We start from the raw sequence: 26660 nt of genomic DNA on the forward strand, positions 1-26660 counted from the left end.
TCAGCGAAGGCGCTCAGCGCGTCTTGCCATCTTTCCAAGCCTGCAGCAGCGTGCCGTAGGCAATGGTTTGGCCCTTGGGCTTTTCGTTGGCCAGCTTGGCCCACGGTGCTTGCTTGTCGCTGAGCCACTTGGCCGGATCGCCCTTGGCGTTCAGTTTGGGCGCGCAGTTGGCCATGCCGGCGCGCTGCAGTCGGGACATGACCTGGTCCATCTCGTCGGCCAGGGTGTCCATGGCGCCCTGCGGCGTCTTTTCACCCGTGACGGCCTGCGCCACGTTCTTCCACCACAGCTGTGCGAGCTTCGGATAGTCGGGCACGTTGGTGCCGGTCGGCGACCAAGCCACGCGCGCCGGGCTACGGTAGAACTCGACCAGCCCGCCCAGCTTAGGCGCCGCATCAGTCATGGCCTTGGACTGGATGTCGCTCTCGCGGATCGGCGTCAGGCCCACCAGCGTCTTCTTGAGCGACGTGGTCTTGGCGGTGACGAACTGGGCGTACAGCCAAGCCGCAGCCGTCTTGTTGGCGTCGTGGCCCTTGAAGAACGACCACGAACCCACGTCCTGGTAGCCGTTCTGCATGCCCTGCTTCCAATACGGGCCGTTCGGGCCGGGCGCCATGCGCCACTTGGGCGTGCCGTCCGCGTTCACCACAGGCAGTCCCGGCTTGACCATGTCGGCCGTGAAGGCCGTGTACCAGAAGATCTGCTGAGCGATCTGGCCCTGCGCCGGCACGGGGCCGGATTCGCCGAAGGTCATGCCCATGGCTTCCTTAGGCGCGTACTTCTTCATCCAGTCGATGTACTTGGTGAGCGCGTACACCGCTGCTGGCGAATTGGTGGCACCGCCGCGCGACACCGAAGCGCCTACCGGCGTGCACTTGTCATCGGCCACGCGAATGCCCCATTCGTCGATGGGCAAGCCGTTGGGCGTGCCGATGTCGGCGCTGCCCGCCATCGACAACCAGGCGTCAGTGAAGCGCCAGCCCAGCGATGGATCCTTCTTGCCGTAGTCCATGTGGCCATAGATCGGCTTGCCGTCGATGTTCTTCACGTCCACGCTGAAGAACTCGGCGATGTCTTCGTAAGCGCTCCAGTTCAGCGGCACGCCCAAGTCGTAGCCGTACTTGGCCTTGAACTTGTCTTTCAGATCCTTGCGCTCGAATAGGTCGGCGCGGAACCAGTACAGGTTGGCGAACTGCTGGTCGGGCAGTTGGTACAGCTTGCCGTCGGGCGCCGTGGTGAACTTGGTGCCGATGAAATCCTTCAGGTCCAGACCGGGGTTGGTCCATTCCTTGCCGTCGCCTGCCATGTAGTCGGTCAGGTTCATCATCTTGCCGTAACGGTAGTGCGTACCGATCAGGTCGGAGTCACTGATCCAGCCGTCGTAAATCGACTTGCCCGACTGCATCGAGGTCTGCAGCTTCTCGACCACGTCGCCTTCCTGGATCAGGTCGTGCTTGACCTTGATACCTGTGATTTCCTCGAAGGCTTTGGCCATCGTCTTGGACTCGTACTCGTGCGTGGTCAGCGTCTCGGACACCACCGAGATCTCTTTCACGCCCTTGGCCTGCAGCTTCTTGGCTGCGTCGATGAACCACTTCATCTCGGCCATCTGCTGATCTTTGCTCAGCGTGGAAGGCTGAAACTCGCTGTCGACCCACTTCTTGGCCTCGGCCTCGCCGGCCATGGCGGCCTGGCCCGCCATCACCCCGACCGCCAAAGCCAGCGCTGTCAACCGCGCCATGTTCTGCGTCTTCATAGTGCCTGTCTCCTCATCTCTTTGTCTCCCCTGTTGGACGGATGGATCGACCGGCCCCGGGGAAGGGTGAGCCAGCCAAGAACTGCAATGCAAGAAACGATAAGTTGCCCGCTCAACCTTTGCGCATGATGAGCGCCAGCAGCAGCATGGACAGCACGAAGCTGATCCAGATCGACGGCTCGGCCGCCAGGCCCAGCCACTCGACCAGCTTGCCGCTGATGCCCACGAAGATCAGGTTGACGTAGGCCGCCGACAGCAGGCCGATGAAGAGCCGGTCGCCGCGCGTGGTCGCCAGCGGCAGGAAGCCGCGGCGCATGACCGTGGGCGACTTCACCTCCCACACGGCCATGCCGGCCAGCATCAGCACGATGCAAACAAAGAAAACGGCCACCGGCGTGGTCCAGGCCATCCACTCAAACATGGCCACCCCCCTGAGCGCCTGCGGCGCTTCCCCCCAGGGGGACGCAGCCAGTGGCCGGGCGAAGCCCGGTCCACGGCTGCCGCTGGCCTCGGAAGATCTGCGCACTCTGCAGCGAATGGTGGTAGTTCATGGTTCTCTCTCTCTTCACGCTAAACGCGCCCCATGGCAAAGCCTTTGGCGATGTAGTGCCGCACGAACCAGATCACGATCGCGCCGGGCACGATGGTCAGCACGCCGGCAGCGGCCAGCGTGGCCCAGTCCATGCCCGAGGCACTGACGGTGCGCGTCATCGTCGCCACGATGGGCTTGGCGTTCACGCTGGTGAGCGTGCGGGCCAACAGCAACTCGACCCAGCTGAACATGAAGCAGAAGAACGCCGCCACGCCCACGCCGGCCTTGATGAGCGGCAGGAAGATGGTGAGGAAAAAGCGCGGAAAGCTGTAGCCATCGATGTACGCCGTCTCGTCGATCTCGCGCGGAATGCCGCTCATGAAGCCTTCCAGAATCCACACCGCCAGCGGCACGCTGAACAGCAGATGCGCCAGGGCGACAGCCACGTGCGTGTCCATCAAGCCCACTGTGGTGTAGAGCTGAAAGAACGGCAGCAGGAACACGGCAGGCGGCGTCATGCGGTTGGTCAGCAGCCAGAAGAACACATGCTTGTCGCCCAGGAAGCTGTAGCGCGAAAACGCATAGGCCGCGGGCAGGGCCACGGTGAGCGTGATCACCATGTTGATGCTGACGTAAATCAGGCTGTTGATATAGCCCGAATACCAGGACTCGTCAGTGAAGATGGTGCGGTAGTTGGCCCAGGTGAAGTGCTGCGGCCAGAAGGTGAAGGTGGACAGGATCTCCGCGTTGGTCTTGAAGCTCATGTTGACCATCCAGTAGATGGGCAGCAGCGCGAAGACCAGATAGGCCAGCAGGAAGATCGTTCGCTTGCGGAAACGGCGCTCAAACATGATTGCTATCCTTTTCATAGCTACTTGCGCTTGATGCATAAGCGCTAGAGGCACTTTTGACCATTATTTCTCCACCTCAGGCTGCTGGGTGCCCACGCGCTGCATCCAGTTGTAGAGGATGAAACACAGCAGCAGGATGATGAAGAAGTAGATCAGCGAGAACGCCGCGGCCGGCCCAAGGTCGAACTGGCCCACGGCCTTGGTCGTCAGGTACTGGCTGAGGAAGGTCGTCGCGTTGCCCGGCCCGCCGCCGGTCAGCACGAAGGGTTCGGTGTAGATCATGAAGCTGTCCATGAAGCGCAGCAGCACGGCGATCATCAGCACGCCGCGCATCTTGGGCAGCTGGATGTAGCGGAACACCGCGAACTTGCTGGCGCCGTCAATGCGCGCGGCCTGGTAGTACGCATCGGGAATCGACCGCAGCCCGGCAAAGGCCAGCAGCGCGACCAGCGGCGTCCAGTGCCACACGTCCATCAGCAGCACCGTGAGCCAGGCATGCGTGGCGTTGCCGGTGTAGCTGTATTCGATACCCAGTTGCTGCAGCAAGCGGCCCATCAGCCCGATGTCCGCACGGCCGTAGATCTGCCAGATGGTGCCCACCACGTTCCACGGAATCAGCAGCGACAGCGCCACCACCACCAGCACGGCCGACGAGCGCCAGCCCTGCGCGGGCATGGACAGCGCCAGGCAGATGCCCAGCGGAATCTCCACCAGCAGCACCGCCAGCGAGAAGGTGATCTGCCGCAGCAGCGCGGCGTGCAGCTCTTCGTCGCGCATCACGGCCGCGAACCATTCGGTGCCGACGAACACACGGCGGTCGGGCGAGATGATGTCCTGCACAGAGTAGTTCACCACCGTCATCAGCGGCAGGATGGCCGAGAACGCCACGCACAGGATCACCGGCAGGATGAGGAACCAGGCCTTCTGGTTCACGGGCTTGGTCGTCGTGCTCATTGGAAACCTCCGTGCTGCGCACTGCGGTACTGAGCGCCTTCGGGCGGCCGGGCGGCGCTCATGGGGCGACCTCCGCGGCCAGCAATTGTTCGTTCTGGTAGAAGCAGGTGTGCGCATTGAGCACCTGCAGCCAGGCCGCATCACCGGCCGACGGCAAACGGGTTTCGGGCGCAAAGCGCGCCTTGAGCGTGTGCTCGCCCACCTTGGCGGTGAGCATCTGGTAGGTGCCGATGTCCTGCACCTGCGCCACGGTGGCGGGCAGCGCGCCCGGCTGATGAGGCTCGGCCAGCGCCAGGTATTCCGGGCGAATGCCGATCTTCAGTGCGCCGTCGGGCAACGAGCGCGACAGGCCACCGAGCGCATGACCGTCCACCTGCAACTGGCCGCCGCCCGCTTGCGCAGGCAGAAAGTTCATGCCAGGCGAGCCGATGAAGTGGCCCACGAAGGTGTGCGCGGGGCGCTCGAACAGCGCGTCGGCCGAGCCCACCTGCACGGCGCGGCCGCGCGTCATCACCACCACCTGATCGGCAAAGGTCAGCGCCTCCACCTGGTCGTGCGTGACGTAGATCAACGTGAGTTTCAGCTCGTGGTGAATCTGCTTCAATTTGCGCCGCAGCTGCCATTTCAGGTGCGGGTCGATCACCGTGAGCGGTTCGTCGAACAGCACGGCCGCCACGTCCGAGCGCACCAGGCCGCGACCCAGCGAGATCTTCTGCTTCTGGTCGGCCGACAGGCCGGCCGCGCGCTGGTCAAGCTGGTGGCTCATTTCCAGCATCTCGGCGATGACGCCCACGCGCTGCTGGATCTGCGCTGAGGGCACCTTGCGGTTTCTCAAGGGAAAAGCCAGGTTCTCGGCCACCGTCATGGTGTCGTAGATCACAGGGAACTGGAACACCTGGGCGATGTTGCGCTCCTGCGGCGACGTGCGCGTGACGTCACGGCCATCGAACTGCACCGTGCCGTGCGAAGGCACCAGCAGGCCGGACATGATGTTGAGCATGGTCGTCTTGCCGCAGCCCGACGGGCCGAGCAGTGCGTAGGCACCGCCGTCTTCAAAGTCCATCTTCAGGGGCAGCAGCGCGTAGTCGCCGTCCTGCTGTGGGTTCGGCTTGTACGAGTGCGCCAGATCCAGGCTGATGCGTGCCATTTCAGCGCCCTCCCCGGCGCTCGGGCGCGCGGGCCAGCAGGCCGTCGGCGCCGAAGACATAGACCTGCTGCGCGTCGAGGTGCAGCGTGAGCGGCGCGCCCAGCTCGAAGTGGTGCACGCCCGTGAGCTGCGCCACCAGGCTGCCCACCGGCGTGGCGGCATGCACGAAGGTGTCGGAGCCGGAGATTTCCGCCAGCTCGACCGTGCCGGCGAATGCCAGGTCGCCCGGCCGCGCCTTCACGCGCAGCGCACTGGCACGGATGCCGACCGTCAAGCCTGCCGCACTCAAACCCGGCGGCAACGCCACTGGCAACACCGGGCCACCCTGAGGCTGCACGCCGCCCGCTACGGCACTGGCCGGCAACAAATTCATGGGCGGGTCGCTGAAGGCGCGAGCCACATCCAAGGAACAGGGCTCGTGAAAGACCTGTGCGGTGGGGCCGTATTGCAGCAAGCGCCCTTCGTTCAGCACGGCGGTGTAGCCACCCAGCAGCAACGCCTCGGCCGGCTCGGTGGTGGCATAGACCACGGTGGACTGGCCGGCGGCGAACAGCTGCGTCAACTCTTCGCGCAGCTCCTCGCGCAGCTTGTAGTCCAGGTTGACCAGGGGCTCGTCAAGCAGCATCAGCGGTGCGCTCTTGGCCAGCGCCCGAGCCAGCGCCACGCGCTGCTGCTGGCCTCCGGACAGCTCGGCCGGGTAACGGTCCAGGAACATGTCGATGTGCAGGCGGGCGGCGATCTCGCGCACCCGGGCGTCGATGTTCTTTTCGCCGCGCAGCTTCAGGGGCGAGGCAATGTTGGCAGCCACCTTCATCGAGGGGTAGTTGATGAACTGCTGGTAGACCATGGCCACGTTGCGGTCGCGCACGGGCACACCCGTCACGTCCACGCCGTCGACCTTCACCCGGCCGGTGCTGGGCACGTCCAGTCCCGCCATGATGCGCATCAGGCTGGTCTTGCCCGCTTGCGTCGCGCCCAGCAGCACGGTGACCGCGCCGCTTTCCAGCGCCAGGCCCATGTCGTACAGCCAGGTTTGCGCACCCACCCGCTTGCTGATGTTCTCCAGTGCCAGCTGCATGCAGCGACCCCTTTGTTTTGCGACCCTGACTTAAGGCACGCAAAGCGCGCACAGCCGAAGTCTTCGTTGTTCGATTGCGATCATTTTTGTTGCTTTGTGATCGTTTCGAATCAAGGTTTACCCTTGCAATTTTCGTTTCCGTTCGCTTGAGGCAGATTCGCCCTGTCTCTAAAACGCCTAAGCCGGGCTTTCCACCATTTACCCCTGGAAACATACCGCCTAGTCTCGGCCTCCGATGAGCCCTGACGTTCCTCAGGCTCCAATCCGTTCAATTCAGCAGGGGGAAAGACGTTATGAAGAAGTTGCATGCCTTGACAGTTGCCGTGCTCGGCAGTGTTACGTCCCTGGCCATGGCTCAAAGCACCATGGGCTCGAGCAGCGTCACGATGTACGGCCTGGTCGATGTCGGCATCAACCGTGTCACCGGCGCGCCCGGCGGCTCCGTGACCAGCCTGACCAGCGGCAACATGGAAGGCTCGCGCCTTGGCTTCAAGGGCAATGAAGATCTGGGCGGCGGATACCGCGCCATCTTCACGCTGGAATCGCGCCTCGAAGCCGATACCGGCACGCTCAGCAACCGCCCCATCTCCGGCGGCCGGCTGCCAGACCGTCTGAGCACGGCCACGTCGCTGGGACTGCCAGCGGCACTGCAGCCCGCCGTTTCCGCCGTCGCCGCACAGATCGGTTCCTCCGTTGGTGTGAACCTGAGCAACAATTTCTTCGACCGGCAGATCTTCACCGGCCTGGTCACGCCCTTCGGTGCGTTCACCGTGGGTCGCCAGTACACGCCGGGCTACCTGGCCACCGCCAATTTCGACGTGATGAAGACGGAATCCAGCCTGTCGCTGGGCCAGCTTGTCGCCATTCCGGCATCGTTCGACATCCGCGTGAGCAATTCGCTGCAGTACGGGCTACAACTGGGTGGGCTGAGCGCCACCGCGATGTACGCCGCAGGCGAAGTGGCCGGCCGCTCGACCGCACGCCGCCTGATGGGCGTGATGGCCATCTACAAGGGCGGCGGTTACTCCTTCGGTGGCGGCTACAACACGCGCAACAACGAATTGGGCCAGAAGTCGCTGACGACCGCGATCGTGGGCGCCACGGTGGACGTGGGCCCTGGCACGCTGTCCGGCCAGTTCGCCACCATCAAGGACAACAATCCGACCGACCTGTCCAGCATCGGCGCCAGCCTGTCGGCCAACCCGGCCACCGCGCCAGTCGCCGGCCTGGTGCAGAACGCCTTCATTCAGGGCTTCCGCCAGGACGCCCGCCTGTTCCAGATCGGCTACCGCATCACCAGCGGCGTGCACACCGTTTCTGCGGCTTACAACAGCATGGACGACAAGCGCCCGTTCAACGCAGACCGCTCTTCATATGGCGCGGCCTACACGTACGCTCTGTCCAAGCGCACTGACCTGAATGCGGTCTTCACCCACCTGAACAACAAGAACACGTCACAAGACCTGCTGGGCGGCAACGGCTTCCTGGGCGGCGTGGCAGCGGCTCCCGGCAAGGACGTCAACAGCCTGGCCCTGTCGATTCGCCATCGCTTCTGACAGGCCTCTGCCGGGTTGTGCCGGCCCTCACGCAAATCCCCCGCAAGGGGGATTTTTCATGGGCGCTTGATGGCTGCCTTCCTGCGGCCCTGGTGTTTGCAAGGCTCCGTTGTGCTCGCGTTTTTGTCCCGGGTGGTCGTATGGCCCGGCGGCAGCCGTCATCCGCCATCGGCTCCATCCCTATTCCAAGAGACGGTTCGATTCGCATCGAGGTTGTTGCTTTGTGATCGTTTTTCATCAAGGTATACCCTTGAACGGTTCGTTTTCGTTCGATTTAAAGTCAGGCCATCTCCTCCTTTGCTCCACGCTTTACTGTCGTTTCGTTGCCGGATCTCTACGTGAACACCAACCCCCGCCAGTTGCGCCTGCTCGAAGAGGTGCGCGCGCGCCAGTCCGCCACGGTAGAACAGCTGGCCGAGACACTGGGCGTGACGCTGCAGACGGTGCGGCGCGACGTGCAACGGCTGGCCGAACTGGGGCTGGTGCGGCGGTTCCACGGCGGCGTGCGCGTGCCGACTTCCACCGTGGAAAACCTGGGGCACACGCAGCGCGAAACGCTGCACGCCGACGGCAAGGCGCGCATTGCGCGGGCCGTGGCAAGCGAGGTGCCCAACGACTGCTCGCTCATCCTCAACATCGGCACCACCACCGAAGCCATTGCCCGCGCACTGATGCACCACCGCGGCCTGCGCGTGATCACCAACAACCTGAACGTGGCCGCCATCCTCAGCGGCAAGCCGGACTTTGAAGTGATCGTGGCCGGCGGCGTGGTGCGGTCGCGCGACCGGGGCATCGTAGGCGAAGCGGCGGTGGATTTCATTCGCCAGTTCCGCGTCGACATCGCGCTCATCGGCATCTCCGGCATCGAAGCAGACGGCACGCTGCGCGACTTTGACTACCGCGAGGTGAAGGTCGCCCAGACCATCATCGCCCAGGCCCGCGAGGTGTGGCTGGCCGCCGACCACAGCAAGTTCAGCCGCGCGGCCATGGTGCAGGCTGCAACACTCGAGCAGATCGGGCGGCTCTTCACCGACGCGCCACCGCCGGAGCCCTTCCCAGCCCTGCTGCGTGAGGCCGGCGTCCACTGCACAGTGGCTGCCTGATCCTTGCGCCCGTTTTCCTTATTCTTGCCCGCCATGACCTACCTGCTCGCACTCGACCAAGGCACCTCCAGCTCCCGCAGCATCGTCTTCGACGAGCGCGGCCACATCGTGGCGCAGGCCCAGCAGGAATTGCCGCAGATCTACCCCCAGCCCGGCTGGGTGGAACACAACCCGCTGCAGATCTGGCGCACGCAACTGGCCACGGCGCGCGAGGCGCTGGCCAGCGCCCGGATTCACGCGCGCGATGTCCGCGCGGTGGGCATTACCAACCAGCGCGAAACCACGGTGCTGTGGAACCGCAAGACCGGCCAGCCGGTGCACCACGCCATCGTCTGGCAGGACCGCAGGGCCGAGCCCGCCTGTGCGCAGTTGCGCCACGATGGCTACGAACACACCATCCATTCCAAGACCGGCCTGCGCGTGGATGCCTATTTCTCTGCCACCAAGCTGCAGTGGCTGCTCGACAACGTGCCCGGCGCACGCGAACAGGCCGAGCGTGGCGACCTGGCCTTCGGCACGGTGGACAGCTGGCTCATCTGGCAGCTCACGCACGGCCAGGTGCACGTGACCGACGTGACCAACGCGTCGCGCACCATGCTGTTCAACGTGCACACCAACCAGTGGGACGACGAGCTGCTGGCGCTGCTGCGCATTCCCCGCGCACTGATGCCCGCCGTGCAGCCGTCGGCCAGCCACTTCTGCGACGTGGCGCCCGACCTGCTCGGCCACGCCATCCGCGTGGGCGGCGTGGCGGGCGACCAGCAGAGCGCCCTCTTCGGCCAGGCCTGCTTTTCGGCCGGCATGGCCAAGAACACCTACGGCACCGGCTGCTTTTTGCTGATGCACACGGGCACCACCTTCCAGGCCTCCACCAACGGCCTGCTGACCACATCGGCCGCCCAGCCCAGCGATCAACCCGAATTCGCCATGGAAGGCAGCGTGTTCGTGGGCGGCGCCGTGGTGCAGTGGCTGCGCGACGGGCTGCGCGCCATCTCTTCGAGCAGCGAAGTGCAGCCGCTGGCCGAAAGCGTGCCCGACTCGGGCGGTGTGATGATGGTGCCGGCCTTTACCGGCCTGGGCGCGCCCTATTGGAAGCCCGAGGCGCGCGGCACCATCACCGGCCTGACGCGCGGCACCACGCTGGCGCACATTGCGCGCGCCTCGCTGGAGAGCATCGCCTACCAGAGCGCCGCGCTGCTTCAGGCCATGAGCCGCGACGCGGTGGCCGCCGGCGGTGCGCCGGTCAGTGAATTGCGCGTGGACGGCGGCGCCTGCGTGAACGATCTGCTGATGCAGTTCCAGGCCGATTTGCTGGGCATTCCCGTGGTGCGTCCCGCCGTGGTGGAAACCACCGCTTTGGGCGCGGCCTACCTGGCGGGGCTTTCGAGCGGCGTGTATGGCGGCACCGGCGACCTCTCGTCGCTGTGGCGCGCAGAGCGGCGCTTTCTGCCCACGCTGGGCCAGGCACGCGCGCAGGAGCTGATGGCCCGCTGGGAACGCGCCGTGCGGCAGGCCACGGCCGAATAGGCTTTTTCTGGCCCTCGCCGCTCAGGGCGCGGCAGACGAGGCCTGCTCTTCAGGCAGGTAGATGCGCGCCAGCCCGCGCGCAATCGCATCGACGATCTGGTCGCGTCGCAGGGCGATGTGCGCAGACAGCAGACGCTCGCTGAGCGCCGCATCGCGCGTGCACAGCGCATCCAGAATGTCCTGGTGCTCATGCTGGGTGGAATCGCGGCCGACGTTTTCCATGTCGATCCAGCGAATGAACCGGATGCGTTCATTGAGGCTCAGCAACATGCGCCGCAGCTCGGAATTGCCGGCCATGTCCGCAATGCGCATGTGAAAGCCCTCGTCCAATTCCACCAGCCGCTGCACCGGCGTTTCTGCGGCCACGCCCAGGCTTTCTTGCAGATAAGCCCGGGCTTCATCCAACTGCGCGTCGGTGCCGCGTTCCAGGGCCAGCCGCAGGCACTCGCGCTCGATGGCCACGCGCGCTTCGTACAAGTCCAGCGTTTCCTGCACGTCCAGCGGCCGGCGCATGTAGCCGCGCGTGGCGGGCAGCAGAAAGCCTTCGGTCACGAGCCGCCCCAGGGCCTCTCGCACTGGCGTGCGGCTCACACCCAGGCGCTCGGCCAGCTCGATCTCGCTCAGGCGTTCGCCGGGCTTGAACTGATAGGCGATCGCCATGTGCCTGAGCGTGTTGTAAACGCCAGAACCTCTCTCGCGGCGGACCGTGGCAATGGGGGCTGTCATGGCCCGTATTGTGACCGCATGACCGAGTATTTATTTAGGTATACTTAAATGCATTCTTTGTGAAACGCCGCAAGGCGACGGAGGCATTTCGACATGACGACCCCTTTCACTGGCGCCGACGCGATGGTGCGCATGCTGCAACTCAACGGCGTGAAGCACATCTTCGGCCTGTGTGGCGACACCAGCCTGCCCTTCTATGACTCCATGGCGCGGCTGGACCACGGCATCGACCACATCCTCACCCGCGACGAACGCAGTGCCGGCTACATGGCAGACGCCTACGCCCGCGTGACGGGCAAGGTGGGCGTGTGCGAAGGCCCCAGCGGCGGCGGTGCCACCTATTTGCTGCCCGGCTTGGTGGAGGCCAACGAATCTTCCGTGGCGGTGCTGGGCATCACCTCGGACGTATCGGTGGGCGCGCGCGGCAAGTTCCCGCTCACCGAACTCGATCAGCAAGCGCTCTACCGGCCGCTGACTAAATGGAACACCACCATTGATCGGGTGGACCAGATTCCGCATGCCGTGCGCAGCGCCTTCCGCGCGATGACCACCGGCCGCCCCGGCGCAGCGCATATCTGCCTGCCTTACGACGTGCAAAAGCACACGCTCGATGCGAATGAGGTCTGGGCACAGCCAGGCCACGGCCAATTCCCAGCCTACCGCTCGGCGCCCGACCCTGCGGCGGTGGACGACGCCGCCGACCGCCTGGTGGCCGCCAAGTCGCCTGTGCTGATCTGCGGTGGCGGCGTGGTGATCGCGGGTGCCAGCGCGGCGCTGGACGCGCTGGCCACGATGCTCAACGCGCCCGTCTGCACCAGCGTGAGCGGCCAGGGCAGCCTGGCTGATACGCACCCGCTCAACGCGGGCGTGGTGGGCACCAACGGCGGCGTCGACGCCACCCGGGCCGTAGTGGCGCAGGCCGATCTGGTGCTGTTCATCGGCGCGCGAGCTGGTTCGACCACCACAGAGCACTGGCAGATGCCTTCCCGCACGGTGACCATCCTGCACCTTGATGTGGATGCGATGACCATCGGCACCAACTACCGCACCGACGTGGCGTTGGTGGGCGACGCCCTGCTGGGCATGCAGGCACTGCATGCCGCAGTGCAGGCACGCGTTGCCCGCCGCCTCGCGCAGGTGGCCGACGGCCGGGCGCTGGCTGCGCAGGCACGCGCCGCCAAGCAGGCTTTCTTCGCACCCCTGGCCGCTTCGCTGGACCGTCCCATCAAGCCCGAACGCGTGGTGGACGTGCTCAACCGCCTGCTGCCGCCGCGCGCCATCATCGTGGCCGACCCCGGCACGCCCTGCCCGTACTTCACCGCTTACTTCAACGCCCCGCAGTCGGGCCGGCACTTCATCACCAACCGCGCGCATGGCGCCTTGGGCTTTGCCATGTCGGCCGGCGTGGGCGCGCAGTTCGGCCAGCCCGACTCGGTGGTGGTGGCCGTCATGGGCGACGGCAGCTTCGGCTTCACGTGCGGCGAGCTGGAAACCATCGTGCGCCGCAAGGTGCCGCTGAAGATGATCGTTTTTTCCAACGCGGTCTATGGCTGGATCAAGGCCAGCCAGAAGACCGGCTACGACGAGCGCTACTTCTCCGTCGACTTCAACCGCACCCACCATGCGCGCGTGGCCGAAGCCTTCGGCGTGAAGGCCTGGCAGGTGGAAGACCCTGCCGATCTGGAAGGCGCGATCAAGGCGGCGCTGCTGCACGATGGCCCGGCGCTGGTCGACGTCATCTCGCAGGAGCTGCAGGAGACCGCCGTGCCCGTGAGCCAATGGATGGGCTGACGCCTGCAACGACGATGGGATGATGGAATGACCCGAGGGCGCCCGCTGCGGCGTCTGGTGCTGATTCACTTCAAGAGGAGTTTTCATGAACTGCATCGCCTCCCGCCGCCAGATTTTGTCGGCCGCACTTGTCTCGGCACTGGGGCTCGGCGGCCCCGCGCTAGCCAGCAACGACGCCAACCTCAAGCTGGTGATCACCTTCCCGCCCGGTGGCAGTACCGATATCGCCGCGCGCATTCTGCAGCCGCGCCTGTCCGAGAAAGCCGGCCGCCCGGTGATCGTGGAAAACCGTCCGGGCGCGGCCAGCCAGATCGCCACGCAGTACGTGGCCAAGTCGGCGCCGGACGGCAACACCGTGCTGGTGAGCTTCGACACCCATGCCATCAACCCCATCGCCAAGCCGCGCCTGCCCTACGACACGTTCAAGGACTTCACCGGCGTGTCGCTGGCGCTGCGGTTTCCGCTGGTGATCGGCGCGTCGGCCTCGGTGCCGGCCAAGGACCTGCGCAGCTTAATCGAACTGGCCGCCAAGGCGCCGGGCAAGTACAGCTACGCGTCCACCGGCCTGGGCTCGATGAACCACCTGGTGATGGAAGACATCAAGCAACGTTCGAACACCTTCGTGCTGCACGTGCCCTTCGGCGGTGGCGGCCCTGCTGTGCAGGCCGTGCTGGGCGACGTGACCAGCCTCACCCTGCTGAGCTACGCCGCACTGCGTGGCCAGATTGCGGCTGGCAAGATCAAGCCGCTGGCCGTCACGGGCGCCAAGCGCCTGCCCGAGCTGCCCGACGTGCCCACCGTGGCCGAGTCGGGCTTTCCCGGCTTTGAAGCCTATTCGTGGATCGGCTTGTTCGTGCCCGCCGCCACGCCGGCCCAGACCGTGACGCAGCTGACCGAAGATTTCCAGGCCACCCTGAACACCCCCGACGTTAAGGGCAAACTCACGCAGGCCGGCTTCGAAGTCATCGCCAGCGACGGGCCGAGCCTGGATCGCCATGTGCGCACGGAATACGAGCGCTGGGGCCAGTTCGTGCGCAAAACCAAGCTGAAGCTCGAAGACTAGAAGGGCCGCCACCACATGCCTTTCGCACTCGATCACATCGTCATTGCGGTGACCGACCTGGAGGCTGCCGTTGCAAACTACGGCGCGCTCGGCTTCCAGGTGCTTGCCGGCGGACAGCACCCCGGACGCACCTCGCACAACGCGCTGGTGGTTTTTGCAGACGGCGCCTACCTGGAACTCATCGCATGGCAGGCCCCGGCCCCTGAAGAGCGCTGGTGGCGCACGCTGCAGGGCCACGGCGAAGGTCTGGTGGATTTCGCGCTGCTGCCGCAGAGCACGGTGCAAGCGCTGGCGGATGCACGCGCCCGCGGGCTCGTCACGCTGACCGGCACGCTCGACGGAGGCCGGCTGCGGCCCGACGGCGTGCAACTGCGCTGGCAGACCGCCCGCCACGCCACGCCGGACGTCCCGTTCCTGTGTGGAGATATCACGCCAAGAGCCTTGCGCGTGCCCGAAGGCGACGCCCGCATCCACCCCAACGGTGCCCAGGGCGTGGCGCAGGTGACGGTAGCCGTGCGCGACCTCGATACCACGCTGGCGCGCTACCAGGCCTTGCTGGGCGAGCAGGGGCAGACGGCGCCGGTTGCCAGTGCCGAGGGCATCCGCAGCGCTCGGCTGCAGTTGGGCGCCACGCGTCTGGTGCTGCAAAGCCTGGAAGACGAAGGCACCGTGCCCGGCACCGCCGCCCATACCCTGCGCGAGCGGCTGGCCTCGCGCGGCGAGGGTCCTTGCGCAATGGTTGTCCAATGCGCCCAAGCCCCGTTGCAGCCCATTCCATCTTTGTCGGCCACGCACGGCGTTGCGCTGCAATGGCAGACGGCAGGCATTGCCTAAACTGCCCACCTTTGAACCTTTCGACGCACTCGCCATGAACACCACTGCCACTGCAATCATTCAGCCCCAGATCGCCTTCATTGGCGGCGGCAACATGGCCAGCGCCGTCATCGGCGGGCTGATCCAGCAAGGCGTGCCGGCCGACCGCATCGATGTGGTGGAACCCTGGGCCGAGGCGCGTGCCGCGCTGCTGCAGCACTACGGCATCACCGCCCTGGAGCAAGCCGGCCCCGCCCTGCAGCGTGCAGACCTGGTGGTGTGGGCCGTCAAGCCGCAGACATTCAAGGACGCTGCCGCTGCTGCGCGCCCGTTCACCAGCGCGCAGGCAGTGCATCTGAGCGTGGCCGCAGGCATCCGCTCGGACAGCATCGCCGCGTGGCTGGGCTCTGATCGCATCGTGCGCACCATGCCCAACACGCCCGCGCTCATCGGCCGCGGCATGACCGCCCTGTTCGCCCGCGCCGCCATCACTGCGGCCGACCGCGCGCTGGTGGAGCGTACGCTGGCCAGCACGGGCGAGCTGCTGTGGGTCGATAACGAAACGCAGCTGGATGCCGTCACCGCGCTGTCCGGCTCCGGCCCCGCGTACGTGTTCTTCTTCCTGGAAGCCATGGCGACGGCCGGCGTGGAGATGGGCCTGTCGGCCGATCAGGCGCATCGCCTGGCCGTGGGCACCTTCACCGGAGCGGCCGAGCTGGCCCGCCGGTCAGAGGAAACCCCGGCCGTGCTGCGCCAGCGCGTCACGTCCAAGGGCGGCACCACCTACGCCGCCATCACGTCGATGGAGCAGGACGAGCTGGGCCAGAAGTTCGCTCGCGCCCTGCATGCGGCAAAAGACCGGGCACGCGAGTTGGGCGACGAGTTCGGCGGATGAACAAGGCTCGTAGCGCACTGGCCTGGATCGGCGGGGGCGGCCTGCCCCTCCCTTCGCAGGGTTGGTGACGGGCTGCATCTGTGGTTCACTGGCGCCTGGACAATTGCTCAACTTCCAGGAGTTCGAGCCCGAACCCGGCATGTGGGCTTTCGACAATGAATTGAGTGGCAAGCCGGGGCGCAGCCTGCAGATCGACATGCAAAACGGCCGGGCGATGATCGTGTCGTACTTGGGCTACCGCAGCGATGGCTCGGCAGTATTCCTGCAGGCCAGTGGGCTGCGGGCGCCCGATTCCTCGGCATTCGCGGGCACGCTGCAAGAGTTCCGGAATGGCCCTTCGATCGGCACAGGGGGTGAGGCAAGCAACGGCGAACAAGCGGCAAGCCTCGGCCCGATCCAGCTGACCTTCGACTCCTCCACAACGGGCACCGTCACGCTGCCCGGTGACGCTCCAAGGCGCATATCGCGCTATCACTACGAGGAATATCCGATTCGGTTCAACAACCGTTTCGCGGTGTACGGTGGATTCGATCCCTTTGTGGGCGACGTACTGCCCGCCACGCTGACTGTCACCGCGAATGAAGGGGTGTTCAGAATGCAGATCGCGACGCTGAACAATTCAACGTGTCAGCTGACGGGTGCGTATCGGTTGGCGGGCGGAGGTTTGGAGTCTGACGGAACCGCTACGTGCAGCGGAAACATTACAGGTTCGGCCAATGGCTCCTATCGACTCGAACGATTCACAGTCAGTCGCACTGGAATGGTGACAGGCCGGATGTACATCGACGGCTACGCCAGAATCGACTTCGCTGGTGCCTGCCTGGGCTCCAGGGACCCGGTCTTCGCGGTGGTGACCGGTGGCCGTAAGAGTTGCTCCTCGACGGATCTGGGGCTGCCGCGTTAAACGCCGGAGCGTCGACACTGATTGCGGCCGCACAGCTGATAGCTGCGCGAACTGATCCACGCCCGATGGTTCAGCGCCTCGCTACTGAGTTCATGTAGGGGGCTTGCGCCTCACCCAGCAACTCTGCCAGCCGCCGGCAGGCATGCGCCACCGTCTGCGCGCGCACGGCGGCTCGGTCGCCGTCAAAGCGGCGCATCTCTGTCAGCGTGCGCTCGCCCACGCGCCAGCCGAACCACACCGTGCCGACGGGCTTGTCAGCACTGCCACCGCTGGGCCCTGCCACGCCGGTGACGGCCACGCTGACCTGGGCGTGTGAATGCGCCACGGCGCCATCCGCCATGGCGCGCGCGACGGGCTCGCTCACCGCGCCATGGGCGGCGATGAGGTCGGCGGGCACGCCCAGCAGTTCTGTCTTGGCGGCGTTGGAATAGGTAACGAAGCCGCGTTCGAACCAGGCGCTGGAGCCCGCCAGGTCGGTGCAGGCGCCTGCGATCAGGCCACCGGTGCAGCTCTCGGCGGTGGCCAGCATCCACCCGCGCGCGGCCAGCAGATGGGAAATATGAGTCAAATCGGCCTCCAGCGCTTGTCCATCAAGCGCCGACAGCTCCTCTTTTGATAGCAAATCGATGCGACTCACCAGAACCACCGCCACAGCGCAATGACCAGCAGCGTGCAGAACGCAGCCACCAGGTCGTCGAACAGAATGCCGAAGCCGCCGCGCCAGCCGAAGCCCTTGAAGCAGCTGTCGGCCCAGCGCACCGGGCCGGGCTTGGCCGCGTCGAAGTAGCGAAACAGCGCGAACGCCGCCAGTTGCCCCCAGAAACCCATTGGCATGGCCAGCCACAGCACGATCCAGATGGCGACGACCTCGTCCCACACGATGCTGCCCGGGTCGGCCACGCCCATGTGCCGTGCGGACACCGTGCATGCCCACCAGCCCACCACCAGCGACACGGCAATGACGATGCCGATGGCCGCCGGCGTTAGCCAGGCCTGCAGCATCAGATACGCCAGCCAGCCCCACGCCGTGCCGACGGTGCCCGGCGCCACGCGCGAAAGGCCGCTGCCGAAACCCAGCGCGATGAAGTGTGCAGGGTGCGACAGCAGAAACCGGCGCAGCCCGGCAGGAGGCGGCACGTGGGGGGCGGACGACGACAAGGGCATGGGTAACGGGCAAAGGCACGATGCGGGGATGGGAGCGCTGAGGCCAACAGCAGAGCCACCATTGGCGCCGGGCGCAAGAGGCCGGCGCGCAGGCGCCCATGCTAGCAGCGCACATGGCTGCACACGTGGCAGCACAATGGCGCCCGCTCCTCTTTTGCACCGCCTCCGCACCTCACGCACGATGACACCACAGGCCCTGTCCCCGCTGCAATCCAGGCCCCGCCGCGCACTGCGGTGGGCTGGCCTGGTCGTTTTCACCCTGGTCTTGCTGGCAGCCGGCGGCTGGACCAGCCTGGCGCTGTGGTTCCAGCTTCCGGTGCCTGCATGGCTGCGCACGGTGGCGATAGTGGCTTGGGGCCTGCTCACGTTGTGGGTGGCGCGCACCGCCTGGCGCCGCCAGGGTGCAGCGGCCGCCTGCACGACCTACGCAGTCGCGCTGGTGGCGTTGCTGGCGTGGTGGGCCACCATCGCGCCGCAGCAGCAGCGCGCATGGGCCGACGATGTGTCCCAGCTGCTGGACGCGCGCGTAGAGGGCTCGCGCGTGACGCTGGACAACGTGCGCGACTTCGACTGGCGCGGCGAAGCCGACTACACGCCGCGCTGGGTGCAGCGCGAGGTCGACCTGAATGCGCTGCGCTCCGTCGACATGGCCCTGTCGTACTGGATGGGGCCGGCCATCGCCCACACGCTGGTGTCGTTCGGTTTTGCCGACGGGCGCTTTCTGACCTTCTCGCTGGAGATCCGCAAGGAACGCGGTGAGCAGTTCTCCGCCCTGGGCGGCTTCGTCAAGCAGTTCGAGGCGACGCTGGTGGCGGCCGAGGAGCGAGACATCCTGGGCGTTCGCGCACGGGCGCGCGGTGAAGACGTGTATCTGTACCGCGTCGCGATGAGCCCGGCCGCCATGCGTTCACTGTTCCTGGCCTACGTGGACACCGCCCAGCAGTTGCGCCGCGCGCCGCGCTTCTATCACACGCTCACCGGCAACTGCACGACGGTGGTGTTCGACATGGCGCGCCGCATCGCGCCCGGTCTGCCGCTGGACGCGCGGCTGCTGGCCTCGGGCTATCTGCCGGGCTACCTGCATGCCCTGGGCGTGCTGGCGCCCGGCATGGCACTGGCCGATTTGCAGGCGGCCAGCCGGATCACCGAGCGCGCAAGGCAGGCGCCGACGGCGACACCTCAGGCGTTCTCGCAGGCCATCCGCGTCGGCTTGCCCGAACTGAAGGCGGCGAAAAAGGAGGCACGGCCATGACATCGGAGCGCCAGACAACGTGGGCTGCGTGGTTGCGCACCATCGCACTCGCAGCGGTGGCCGCCCTGCTGGCAGGCTGCGCCGGCGTGCAGGTGGATTCCATCTCCACGGCCGACTACCTGCGCCAGCGCCGCAGCGACGTGCTCACCACCGGCGAGCTGAGCCCTGCTGCACGCGAGGTGCTGCGCGTGGTGGGCCTGGACGAGACGCTGTGCGAGCGAGATGCACCGGCTTGCCGCGAGACCCTGCGCCAGTCCCCCGGCATTACCGACGAGCAGCGGCTGGCCACGCTGGCAGAGGTGTGGCTGGATGCGGCCCAGGCCGGCGCGCGCGCAGCGGCCACCGACGCACCGCCGCTGGACGTGCAGATCGGCCTGTGGCTGGAGGCCGCCCGCCACGCCTACGCCTACCTGTTCTTCAGCGACCGCGCGCCCAGCGAACGCGCGTTTGAAGACCGCCAGGCGCAAGTGCGCGACTACTACAACTACGCGGTGCAAGAGGCGCTGACGGCCATGTTCAGGGCGCGGCCGGGGCTGGACGACCCCAGGCGGCGCGAAGAAGATGCCCGCCAGACCGCCACCGTAGGCGACTGGCACCTGGACTTCAGCGCGCTGCAACGCGACAGCTTCGATCCAGACGCAGTGCGCGAGATCATTCCCGCGGCGTCGCTGCGTTTTTCGGGCCTGCGCAACGTGTATCGCCGTGACGGCTTCGGGGCCGAACTGGTGCTGGTGATGGCGCCGCCCAAGGCACAGGCGGCAACACCGCCGGGCCGGGCCGATGAAGCGGCCGCGCCGTTCCAGACCATGCAGTTTCCGCCTGCAACCGCGCTGATGGCCTTCGAGGGTGCGACCCGCCAGCAGGTGCTGGCCACGCGCGACATCCGCGTGCTGGTGCGCGACCCGTATCGCACGGCGTCGGAGACCATCGCCGCACATGCCGTTCCGCTGGCCGCCAACTTCACGGCCGGCTACGGCCTGTGGCTGGCGCGCTCGGGCTTCGCCACGCAGGCGCTGAACACGGTGCTGGGCCGCGCCGGCGGCATCGACCGCCCTCGTGTAGACCTGCTGCAGCCGTACGACCCCGACCGCCGCATCATCGTCATGCTGCACGGCCTGGCCAGCAGCCCCGAGGCATGGATCAACGTCGCCAACGAAGTGCTGGGGGACGAGACGCTGCGGCGCAACTACCAGATCTGGCAGGTGTACTACCCTACCAACGCGCCGCTGGCAGTGAACCGCCACATGATCGGCGCCGCACTGCACGACACGCTGGCCCACTTCGACCCCGCGGGCACGGCGCGCGCATCGCAGCGGATCACCTTGGTTGGGCACAGCATGGGCGGCGTGCTCTCGCGCCTGCTGGTGTCGTCCTCCGGCGACCGGCTCTGGAACGCCTTGCAGAGCCGCTACGAGTTGCCCGACGACGAGCCGGGGCCAGAGGCGCCTGCAGAAGTCGGCCCGCAGCCCCAGCAGGCGGGAGCACGCCAGGCCCTGGATCGCTATCTGCGCTTTGACGCCATGCCGCAGGTCAGCGACGCCATCTTCATCGCTGCGCCGCACCGGGGCACCCCCTTTGCCAACCAGCGCCTGGCGCGGTGGGCCGCCAACCTGATCAGCCTGCCGGTCAGCATGGTGCGGCAGCTGGCTGACATCACCCGCGTAATGGGCAGGCTGCGCGCTCGCGAGGTGTCGCCCGAGACCGGCGCACGTCCGCTGGCGCAGATACCGAACAGCATCGACAACCTGAGCGACCGCGATGAGTACGTGCAATGGACGGCAGACCTGCCCGTTCGCCCGGGGGTGCGCTACCACTCGATCATCGGCAACAACACCCCGGGCGTGGCGCTCACGCAGTCGTCCGACGGCATCGTGCCCTACGCCAGCGCGCACCTGCCCGGCGCCCTGTCAGAGCTGGTGCTGCCGTCGGCCCACAGCGTGCAGGAGCACCCGCGCGCGATTTTGGAGATACGCCGCATCCTGAGCCAGGAACTGCAAGACGACGGCGGGGGTGTCACGCCGTGAGGACGCATTGACGCCCTCGCCGCCTGGGATGTGAGGCCGCGCCTTAGCTCCCCGTGGAGGCGTGCCGCCGCAGACCCACGCCCCAGGCGGCGAATGCCAGCGCCAGGAACACGAAGCCCGCCAGCGGCGACACCCAACCGACCCAGCCCGGCGCGCCCAGCGGGTCGGCCCGCCCCAGAATGGCCAGCGCCGGGTAATAGCTGACGGCCGCCAGCGGCACGGCGAAGGTCAGCAGCCGCTGGAACCAGCGCGCGTAGATCGCCAGCGGGTACTGGCCCGCCTCCACCCCGCCATAGGTGAAGACGTTGGCGATCTCCAGGCTCTCCACCGTCCAGAACGCGAGCGTGCCCTGCAGCACCAGAATGCCCAGGAACAGCGCCACGCCGCCAGCCAATGCGAAGAGGCCCAGGGCGATGGTGGCCGGCGTCCACGCGATGCCGGCCTGCGCGGTGGCGAAGGCGATCACCAGCGCGGCCTGCAGCAAGCGGCCCAGACGGCTCAGTCGCACGTCCTGGCCCATCAACTGCAGCGCCATCGGGCGCGGGCGCAGCAGCAGCCGGTCGAAGGCGCCGGTGCGCAGCAACTCGGTGCCCAGCACGTCGAAGCCCCGCCCCAACCCGTCGGCGATGGCGAACATGGCATTCACCAGGCCATAGAACAGCGCGACCTCGCCAATGCCCCAGCCCTGCACCGCACCGAAGCGATCAAACAGCGCCCAGACGGCGATCACCTCGATACCGGTGGCGAGGAACTGGCCCACGGTCAGCAGCAGTGCAGAGCCGGGGTAGCGCATCTGCCCCGACAGCGAGGCACCGGCAAAACGAAAGAAAAGCGCCAACGAGCCCATCGTCAGCCGCCTTGAATATCGAGCCGCGCCAGCGTGCGGACCAGCGTGAGGCGGCCCACGGCCACCACCACAGCCACCCAGAACGCCTGCAGCGCCAGCCCGCCCACGGCCTGCCAGCCGGCGAGGCGGCCGAAGTACAGCCGCACCGGAATGTCGAGCAGCCCCGCCAGTGGCTGGGCTAGCAAGGCGGCCTGCCAGGCGTCGGGCATGAGCGCCAGCGGCAGCAGATTGCCCGACAGCACCACCACGGCCGGAATGGCAAAGGCATTGATGCCGCGCGCGTCCAGCGCGGCTGTAGCCGCCACATTCAGCAGCATCACCAGCGCGGTGGACAGCAGCAGCGCCAGCACCATCGATGCTGCGAAGAACGCCGCCGCCCACGGCCCGGCCGGCGGCTGCCAGCCCCAGTCGCCCTGGCCGGCCAGCGGCAAGGCCACGGCCGCGAAGGCCAGCATCAGGCCCACGCGCGGCAGCACGCGCGCGGCGATCCAGCCCGCCGTGCGTGCGTACCAGAACACATAGGCATCCACTGGCCGCAGCCGGTCGTAGGCCACCGCGCCGGTGCGCACGGCTTGCGCCACCTCGGGGTCGCCCGACCAGGGCAGCAGCGCCAGCAGGCCCTGCGCGATCCAGGTGTAGGTGATGGCGTGCCCCAGCGGCATAGTGGCCACGCCGCCCTGCCCGCCCGCATAGAACGCGGCCAGCACCATGACCTTGATGCCGCCCCACCAGCATTGCGTGGCAAAGCCGGCCAACGCAGCGGCGCGGTACTGCAGCATCTGCAGAAAGCGTGAGGTGAAGGCGGCGTAGTAAGGGCGCCAGCGGGACGTGGCCTGGCGCGCCGTCACTCGCTAGCCCCGTGCAAGGCGTAGAAGCGGGTGATGACCTCTTCGATGGGCAGTGACTCCAGGCGAATGTCCTGCACCGCATGGGCCGCAGCCACCTGCGCGATCAGCACCGGGGCGGGCGTGATGACCGGGTCGAACCCCAGCACCAGGCGCTGCGCATCCCGCGCGTGCACGGCCACGCCGGGCAGTGCAATGCCCTCCGGCGCCGGGCCGGCAAAGTCCACCACCAGCCGCCGCTCGGCCAGCACCTGGGCGCGCAGCGCGTCGACGGGCGCGTCGGCCAGCACGCGGCCATGGCCGATCACGATGACGCGGCCGGCCAGCGCCTCGATGTCGTGCATGTCGTGCGTGGTCAGCAACACGGTGGTGCCGCGCTCGCGGTTGGCACGCAGCACGAAGTCGCGCACCGCCAGCTTGGACGGCGCATCCAGCCCGATGGTGGGCTCGTCCAGAAACAGAATGGCCGGCTCGTGCAGCAGCGCCGCCGCGATCTCTGCGCGCATGCGCTGGCCCAGCGACAGCTGCCGCACCGGCTGGGCCAGCACGCCTTCGAGCCGCAGCAGATCGACCAGCTCGTCGCGCGTGGCCTTGAAGCGCGCCGGATCGACCCGGTAGATATCGCGCAGCAGCGCAAAGCCGTCGTCCACCGGCAAGTCCCACCACAGCTGGCTGCGCTGGCCAAAGACCACGCCGATGCCGGCCACATGCCGCTCGCGGTCGGCGAACGGGTCGCGCCCATCCACGCGCACCGTGCCGCCGTCGGGCCGCAGAATGCCCGAGAGGATCTTGATGGTGGTGGACTTGCCCGCGCCGTTGGGGCCGACGAAGCCCAGCAGCTCGCCGCGCTCGAGCGCGAATGACACACCAGACAATGCCTGCACCGTGCGATGGCGGCGGTGGAATACGCCGCGCACGGCGCCCCACAGGCCCGGCGCGCGCTCGGCCACGCGGTAGGTCTTGACGAGTTGGTCTACGACGATGTGGTGCTGCGGCATGGGGGCGCGATGCTATCCGAAACCGCCTCCGTCCCTCCCGCCCAACGCCTGTGCCTGCGTCAGTGCGCCCGCCGCGCCAGCACCTCATCGCGCGGCCCCGCATCGACCACACGGCCGGCTTCCACCACCACCACGGTGTCGAAGCGCGGGAGCAGGCTGGGCCGGTGCACCGACGCGACGATGCACGCGGCGGGAAACGCTGCATCCATGCGGTCGAACACGCGGGCCTCGGCCTGCGGGTCGAGCGCGCTGGTGGGCTCGTCGAGCAGCAGCAGCGAGCTGCCCTGCGCCGCCAGAGCACCACGTGACAGCGCCAACCGCTGGCGCTGCCCGCCCGACAGATTGGCGCCGCGCTCGGACAAAGGACTGTGCAGCCCGGCGGGCAGGCGCTCCAGCACCTCGTCGAACACGCCGGTGTGCACGGCCCGATTCAGCGCAGCGGCGTCGGCCGGTTCGCCGAAAGTGAGGTTCTCCTGCACGCTGGCCTCGAACACATCGGCCTCCTGCGGGATCAGCGTGGCCAGCGTGCGCAGCTCGCCCCACGGCACCGCCAAGCCGTCGCGCAGCAGCGTGCCTTCCTGCGGCGCGTAGAGGCCCGCCAGCGTGCGCAGTAGCGTGCTCTTTCCGCCACCGCTAGGGCCGATGAGCGCCACGCGCGCGCCGCGCCGCAGCAGCAGGTCCACGCCGTGCAGGCCGCCACGCGCATCGCCCTCATAACGCCAGGTGGCGCCGCGCAATTGCAGCGTTTGCCAGGGCGCGTCAGCCACCACGGCGGGCACGGCGGCAGGGACGGCAGTGGCAGGGTCGGCAGGTGCGGCCCAGATCGGCTCGGCGCTGCTGTAGTCGGTGTGCATGCGTGCGAAGCTCTGGAAGTTGGACGCCATGGCGCCGACGACCGATGCGGCCTGCTGCGCGTACTGGTAGATCATGAACACGGTGCCCAGCGCAATCGCCTGCCCCGGCTGGCGGTGCTTCAGCACGTAGACGACCACCAGCAGCCACGTCAGCCCCATGCCCAGCAGATCGACCGCGAACCACTTGCCTTCATTGACCATGACGGCGCGGCGCAGCGGCGCCATCACGGCCTCCATGCGCCGGCCCAGCACGCGGCGCGAGGCGGCCTGCAGCCGCAGCCCGATCACCGTGCCGGCGTTGCCGACGAAGTCCAGCAGCGCGGCGGCATAGCGGCGCTCGGCGTCGTTTTCCGCGCGCGCCAGCTGCATCAGCGCGCGGTCGAAGCGCACGATGATGAGGGCGATGACCACATACCCCGTGACCGCGATGGCGCCGCTGGTGGCGGACAGCAGCGCCAGTGCGACCAGCGGCCCGACGAAGTTGAACGCGCTTTGCAGGTAGCCGAACTGGCTCTGGGCGAAGTCCGACAGCGCGCGGCTGGCCTGCATCACGCGGTGCTGCAGCTCGCCCGAATGCCGCCCATCGCGCCAGGCCAGCGGGGCGGCGGCGATGCGCGCGTAGAGCTGGTCGGCCAGCCGTTCGCGCACGCGCACGCCCACGTTGCGCTCCAGCACCCGGCCCGGGCCGTGCAGCAGCCACGACAGCAGGTAGATGCCGATCAGGTAGACGATCCAGCGGCCGGCCGTGGTAAGGCTGCCCTGCTGCAGCGCGTTGATGGCCTGCGCCGCCAGCCAGGGCATGGTCAGGCGCATCAGCTGCGCGCCGGACAGCAGCCCGGCGGCGCCCAGCAGTTGCGGGCGCACGCCGGCCGCGTGCTGCCAGAGCGCGCGGAACAGGTCTTGCGCCGCGCGGCCCAGGCCGATGGCGGGCGGGCGGGTTGCCTTGTCAGAGGAAGTTGGGGCGTCTGTCATGGGGTGGGTTGTGAAGGCGCGGCTTCGCTGCCGGAAGGTGACGGGCCGGCCCAGCTTTCGGCATGGCGCAGGTCGACATGCGCCTGCAGAAAGTCGAGCACCGCCCGGGTACGCGGCGGCAGGCGGTCGGGCTTGCCCAGGTAGACGGCGTGGATCGGCTCCAGCTCGCCGGTGTCGAATGCCTCCAGCACCGGCACCAGGCGGCCGGCCTGCAGGTCGTGCCACACGTGATAGAGCGACAGGCGCGCCAGGCCGGCGCCGTCGATCGCCAGACGCCGCAGCACGTCACCGTCGTTCACGCGCACGGTCTCGCCGATCTCCACCTCCACCCGTTGGCCATCCACGGTGAAAGGCCAGTGCGGCACGGCTCGGCGGTAGCTCCAGCCCAGCCGCCGATGCTCCGCCAGATCGCCCGGATGCTGGGGCGTGCCGTGAGCGGCCAGGTAGTCGGGCGCACCGACGATCACCTGCCGGGTGCGGCCCAGAAGGCGCGCCACCATGTCGGAAGAAGGCAGCCGGCCCCAGCGGATGGCGATGTCCACGCCGTTTTCCACCAGGTCGACCACGTGGTCGGTGAAGCTCAACTCCAGCCGCAGGCCCGGGTGCGTGGCCAGCAGCCGGTTCACCAGCGGCACCAGCAGCCGCTGGCCGACCGAGGTGCTGGCACTGATGCGCACCAGCCCGCGCGGCGCGCTGCGCACGGCGACGGTCGCCTCGGCGTCGTCCAGATCGGCCAGCACCTGCTTGCCGCGTTCGACCAGTTGCGTGCCTTCGGGCGTCAGCTGCACGCGCCGGGTGCTGCGCTGCAGCAGCTGCACGCCCAGCCGCGCCTCCAGCCTCGACATCGTCTTGCTGACGGCCGACGGCGACACGCCCAGCTGGCGCGCCGCTGCCGACAGGCTGCCGCGCTCGGCCACGATCACCAGCACCTCCAGCTCGCCGGAGCGGTTGGTGTCGGCGCTGGACGATAAGGAAGGAGTGGTCGTTTGCGTCATGGGAAGGGCTTTT

The 26660-nt window shown here is 67.4% G+C and carries 24 protein-coding genes; 10 read left to right on the forward strand and 14 right to left on the reverse strand.

The features are described from left to right. Positions 1-13 precede the first annotated feature (13 nt). The 6 genes from RQI28_RS08780 to RQI28_RS08805 all read right to left on the reverse strand — a co-directional run bounded on the left by RQI28_RS08780 (position 14) and on the right by RQI28_RS08805 (position 6318). Positions 14-1756, reverse strand: coding sequence for an ABC transporter substrate-binding protein (locus RQI28_RS08780; RefSeq protein ID WP_311222950.1), 1743 nt, complete (start codon positions 1754-1756; stop codon positions 14-16). A 112-nt stretch (positions 1757-1868) separates the two neighbouring features. Then, on the reverse strand, positions 1869-2177 hold the full coding sequence (locus RQI28_RS08785; RefSeq protein ID WP_311222949.1) for a DUF2160 domain-containing protein: 309 nt from the start codon (positions 2175-2177) through the stop codon (positions 1869-1871). 149 nt (positions 2178-2326) lie between these two features. Beyond that, entirely contained in the window at positions 2327-3139 is an 813-nt protein-coding gene (locus RQI28_RS08790) for a carbohydrate ABC transporter permease (RefSeq protein WP_311222948.1), read from the reverse strand. A 63-nt stretch (positions 3140-3202) separates the two neighbouring features. Next, the gene (locus RQI28_RS08795) at positions 3203-4093 is read right to left on the reverse strand and encodes a sugar ABC transporter permease (RefSeq protein ID WP_311222947.1); all 891 of its coding nucleotides are present in this window, start codon (positions 4091-4093) and stop codon (positions 3203-3205) included. A gap of 58 nt (positions 4094-4151) precedes the next feature. Next, positions 4152-5240 (reverse strand): ABC transporter ATP-binding protein, encoded by a 1089-nt coding sequence (locus RQI28_RS08800; RefSeq protein ID WP_311222946.1) that lies wholly within the window; start codon positions 5238-5240, stop codon positions 4152-4154. A 1-nt stretch (position 5241) separates the two neighbouring features. Continuing rightward, the gene (locus tag RQI28_RS08805; RefSeq protein WP_311222945.1) at positions 5242-6318 is read right to left on the reverse strand and encodes an ABC transporter ATP-binding protein; all 1077 of its coding nucleotides are present in this window, start codon (positions 6316-6318) and stop codon (positions 5242-5244) included. Positions 6319-6611: 293 nt separating this feature from the next. Here RQI28_RS08805 and RQI28_RS08810 point away from each other — a divergent pair, with 293 nt between their 5' ends. The 3 genes from RQI28_RS08810 to glpK all read left to right on the forward strand — a co-directional run bounded on the left by RQI28_RS08810 (position 6612) and on the right by glpK (position 10504). Beyond that, positions 6612-7874 carry a porin gene (locus RQI28_RS08810; RefSeq protein ID WP_311222944.1) on the forward strand — a complete coding sequence of 421 codons (1263 nt, stop codon included), beginning with the start codon at positions 6612-6614 and terminating at the stop codon, positions 7872-7874. A 338-nt stretch (positions 7875-8212) separates the two neighbouring features. Beyond that, positions 8213-8977: a DeoR/GlpR family DNA-binding transcription regulator gene (locus RQI28_RS08815; RefSeq protein ID WP_311222943.1), complete on the forward strand. Its 765-nt coding sequence runs from the start codon at positions 8213-8215 to the stop codon at positions 8975-8977. Between the two features lie 33 nt (positions 8978-9010). After that, positions 9011-10504, forward strand: a complete 1494-nt coding sequence (gene glpK, locus RQI28_RS08820; RefSeq protein WP_311222942.1) for a glycerol kinase GlpK — start codon at positions 9011-9013, stop codon at positions 10502-10504. Positions 10505-10525: 21 nt separating this feature from the next. Here glpK and RQI28_RS08825 read toward each other — a convergent pair whose 3' ends face one another. Next, positions 10526-11230 (reverse strand): GntR family transcriptional regulator, encoded by a 705-nt coding sequence (locus RQI28_RS08825; protein WP_311222941.1) that lies wholly within the window; start codon positions 11228-11230, stop codon positions 10526-10528. Positions 11231-11323: 93 nt separating this feature from the next. Here RQI28_RS08825 and RQI28_RS08830 point away from each other — a divergent pair, with 93 nt between their 5' ends. The 5 genes from RQI28_RS08830 to RQI28_RS08850 all read left to right on the forward strand — a co-directional run bounded on the left by RQI28_RS08830 (position 11324) and on the right by RQI28_RS08850 (position 16696). Continuing rightward, positions 11324-13021, forward strand: a complete 1698-nt coding sequence (locus RQI28_RS08830) for a thiamine pyrophosphate-binding protein (protein WP_311222940.1) — start codon at positions 11324-11326, stop codon at positions 13019-13021. An 85-nt stretch (positions 13022-13106) separates the two neighbouring features. Next, on the forward strand, positions 13107-14084 hold the full coding sequence (locus RQI28_RS08835) for a tripartite tricarboxylate transporter substrate binding protein (protein WP_311222939.1): 978 nt from the start codon (positions 13107-13109) through the stop codon (positions 14082-14084). 15 nt (positions 14085-14099) lie between these two features. Further along, positions 14100-14918, forward strand: a complete 819-nt coding sequence (locus tag RQI28_RS08840; RefSeq protein WP_311222938.1) for a VOC family protein — start codon at positions 14100-14102, stop codon at positions 14916-14918. A 34-nt stretch (positions 14919-14952) separates the two neighbouring features. Beyond that, the gene (proC, locus tag RQI28_RS08845; RefSeq protein ID WP_311222937.1) at positions 14953-15792 is read left to right on the forward strand and encodes a pyrroline-5-carboxylate reductase; all 840 of its coding nucleotides are present in this window, start codon (positions 14953-14955) and stop codon (positions 15790-15792) included. Positions 15793-15895: 103 nt separating this feature from the next. Continuing rightward, on the forward strand, positions 15896-16696 hold the full coding sequence (locus RQI28_RS08850) for a hypothetical protein (protein WP_311222936.1): 801 nt from the start codon (positions 15896-15898) through the stop codon (positions 16694-16696). A gap of 70 nt (positions 16697-16766) precedes the next feature. On the opposite strand, the gene RQI28_RS08855 is transcribed toward RQI28_RS08850, so the two are convergent. Together RQI28_RS08855 and RQI28_RS08860 are read right to left on the reverse strand one after the other, a co-directional pair. Then, entirely contained in the window at positions 16767-17300 is a 534-nt protein-coding gene (locus RQI28_RS08855) for a CinA family protein (protein ID WP_404976919.1), read from the reverse strand. 29 nt (positions 17301-17329) lie between these two features. Then, positions 17330-17860, reverse strand: a complete 531-nt coding sequence (locus RQI28_RS08860; RefSeq protein WP_311222935.1) for a phosphatidylglycerophosphatase A — start codon at positions 17858-17860, stop codon at positions 17330-17332. Positions 17861-18041: 181 nt separating this feature from the next. On the opposite strand from RQI28_RS08860, the gene RQI28_RS08865 reads away from it, so the two are divergent. Further along, positions 18042-19112, forward strand: a complete 1071-nt coding sequence (locus RQI28_RS08865; protein ID WP_311222934.1) for a DUF4105 domain-containing protein — start codon at positions 18042-18044, stop codon at positions 19110-19112. Then, a complete protein-coding gene (locus tag RQI28_RS08870) occupies positions 19109-21136 on the forward strand; it encodes an alpha/beta fold hydrolase (RefSeq protein ID WP_311222933.1) in 2028 nt (675 codons plus the stop codon). The genes RQI28_RS08865 and RQI28_RS08870 overlap by 4 nt, the downstream gene beginning before the upstream one ends. A gap of 43 nt (positions 21137-21179) precedes the next feature. Here the strand turns inward: RQI28_RS08870 and RQI28_RS08875 are convergent, their stop codons facing one another. The 5 genes from RQI28_RS08875 to RQI28_RS08895 all read right to left on the reverse strand — a co-directional run bounded on the left by RQI28_RS08875 (position 21180) and on the right by RQI28_RS08895 (position 26647). After that, the gene (locus RQI28_RS08875; RefSeq protein WP_311222932.1) at positions 21180-21983 is read right to left on the reverse strand and encodes an ABC-2 family transporter protein; all 804 of its coding nucleotides are present in this window, start codon (positions 21981-21983) and stop codon (positions 21180-21182) included. A 2-nt stretch (positions 21984-21985) separates the two neighbouring features. Next, entirely contained in the window at positions 21986-22762 is a 777-nt protein-coding gene (locus RQI28_RS08880) for an ABC transporter permease (RefSeq protein ID WP_311223117.1), read from the reverse strand. A gap of 65 nt (positions 22763-22827) precedes the next feature. Next, the gene (locus RQI28_RS08885; protein WP_311222931.1) at positions 22828-23826 is read right to left on the reverse strand and encodes an ABC transporter ATP-binding protein; all 999 of its coding nucleotides are present in this window, start codon (positions 23824-23826) and stop codon (positions 22828-22830) included. A 59-nt stretch (positions 23827-23885) separates the two neighbouring features. Further along, positions 23886-25652 (reverse strand): ABC transporter ATP-binding protein, encoded by a 1767-nt coding sequence (locus tag RQI28_RS08890; RefSeq protein WP_311222930.1) that lies wholly within the window; start codon positions 25650-25652, stop codon positions 23886-23888. Continuing rightward, a complete protein-coding gene (locus tag RQI28_RS08895; protein ID WP_311222929.1) occupies positions 25649-26647 on the reverse strand; it encodes a LysR family transcriptional regulator in 999 nt (332 codons plus the stop codon). The genes RQI28_RS08890 and RQI28_RS08895 overlap by 4 nt, the downstream gene beginning before the upstream one ends. Between the last annotated feature and the right edge of the window lie 13 nt (positions 26648-26660).

The sequence above is a fragment of the Acidovorax sp. WCS2018Noco2-16 genome, assembly GCF_031843945.1.
In the GTDB taxonomy this organism is placed as follows: Bacteria; Pseudomonadota; Gammaproteobacteria; order Burkholderiales; family Burkholderiaceae_C; genus Paracidovorax.